This window comes from Stenotrophomonas maltophilia (assembly GCF_004920835.1).
Taxonomy (GTDB): domain Bacteria; phylum Pseudomonadota; class Gammaproteobacteria; order Xanthomonadales; family Xanthomonadaceae; genus Stenotrophomonas; species Stenotrophomonas maltophilia_AQ.
The window spans coordinates 1-1511 of record NZ_QFHO01000061.1 but is presented as its reverse complement, the minus strand read 5'-3'; the positions used below and the strand labels follow the sequence as shown (position 1 = coordinate 1511).

At 68.1% G+C, this 1511-nt stretch carries 2 protein-coding genes; both read right to left on the bottom strand.

Annotated features, from left to right (window positions below; translation table 11 throughout):
• Nucleotides 1-313: 313 nt before the first annotated feature.
• Nucleotides 314-979 carry a peptide-methionine (S)-S-oxide reductase MsrA gene (msrA, locus tag DI041_RS21065; protein WP_046987839.1) on the bottom strand — a complete coding sequence of 222 codons (666 nt, stop codon included), beginning with the start codon at nucleotides 977-979 and terminating at the stop codon, nucleotides 314-316.
• A 30-nt stretch (nucleotides 980-1009) separates the two neighbouring features.
• Nucleotides 1010-1273 (bottom strand): putative signal transducing protein, encoded by a 264-nt coding sequence (locus DI041_RS21060; RefSeq protein WP_046987838.1) that lies wholly within the window; start codon nucleotides 1271-1273, stop codon nucleotides 1010-1012.
• Between the last annotated feature and the right edge of the window lie 238 nt (nucleotides 1274-1511).

The following is a 1511-nucleotide window of genomic DNA, read 5'->3' as shown; positions in this document are numbered from 1 at the left end:
GTTGGCGCCATAGGCCCGAGGCCTGCCTCGGGCGGGTTGGGCAGGACGCCCAACCCCGGTCTTGCCGTGTGCGCAGGACAGCGCACACGAGCAAGGCGCCATCGAGCCCCCAGGGGTGAGGGCGCTTTGCTTGCGAAGCACTGCTTCGCAAGCGCCCGAACGCCCAGCCGCCAGCGGCTGGGCCGGACCCCGGAGGGGGTTCACGGCGTGTCCTGCCAACCCACACCGCCCCGCCCAACCCACAGAAACCCAGAGCCGCTTTGGCTTTGGCTTTGGCTTTGGCTTCTGCCCGCCGCAGGCGGACCACCCCGCGTCAGCGCGGCGCCTCCACATCCAACCCGATCGGGCAGCTCACGCCGGTGCCGCCGATGCCGCAGTAGCCGTTCGGGTTCTTGGCCAGGTACTGCTGGTGATAGTCCTCGGCGTAGTAGTACTCCGGCGCCGGGTACACGATCTCGGTGGTGATCGGGCCGTAGCCGGCCGCATCCAGCTGGGCCTGGTAAGCCTCGCGGCTGGCCAGCGCGGCGGCGTACTGGGCCTCGTCGGTGGCGTGGATCGCCGAGCGGTACTGGGTACCGGTGTCGTTGCCCTGGCGCATGCCCTGGGTCGGGTCGTGGCTTTCCCAGAACAGCTGCAGCAACCGTTCCAGGCTCACCACCGCCGGGTCGAACACCACCTGCACCACTTCGGTATGCCCGGTCAGGCCCGAGCAGACCTCTTCGTAGGTCGGGTTCGGGGTGATGCCACCGGCATAGCCCACGGAGGTGCTGTACACGCCCGGTTCGGTCCAGAACTTGCGCTCGGCGCCCCAGAAGCAGCCCAGCGCGAAACGGATCTGCTGCAGGCCGGCAAAACGGTCCTTCAGCGGATGGCTGTTCACGAAGTGCTGGTTGCTGTGCAGCGGCAACGGCTGCTCTCGGCCCGGCAGCGCCTCTTCCGCGCGCGGCAGGCGCTGCTTGAAGGCGCCGATGCCAAGGATGCCCTGTCCGATTCCCAACATGATGCGCTCCTACGCCGGAAGGCCGGCAATGTCGTCTGCATCTGAAATGGGGTCGTCCGGGGCGTGGCCCAAGTCCAGCGCGGCCACGATGTCCTCGGCCTGCGGCCGTGCCGCATCAGGGATGCCCACCCGCAGCACGCCGAACAACGGCAGCTCGCCCATGCCGCCCAGCAACGACTCGCCGAACACAAAGGCCGGGATGCCGGCATCCTCCAGCGCGTGCTTGACCAGGTGGGCGTCGAACAGGTTGTCGGCCTTGTACACGATGTGCATGCGGCGGCTCCGTGGGACAGGATTCCAGCATACGCCCGGGGGCTGAATGGTGGTGGTGACGGCGCATGACCGTTCTGCCGGCCAGCGGCCGGCACTACCCATCTGTACGTCGATCCACATTTCGCCGGCCGCTGGCCGGCAACCCCGATCGCCACCGGGCAGCCCCGCCCCTTACGCGCTAAACTGTTGGTCTTTCTGCCTTTCTCTTCGCCGACTCATGTCCGAGCACACCCCCGCC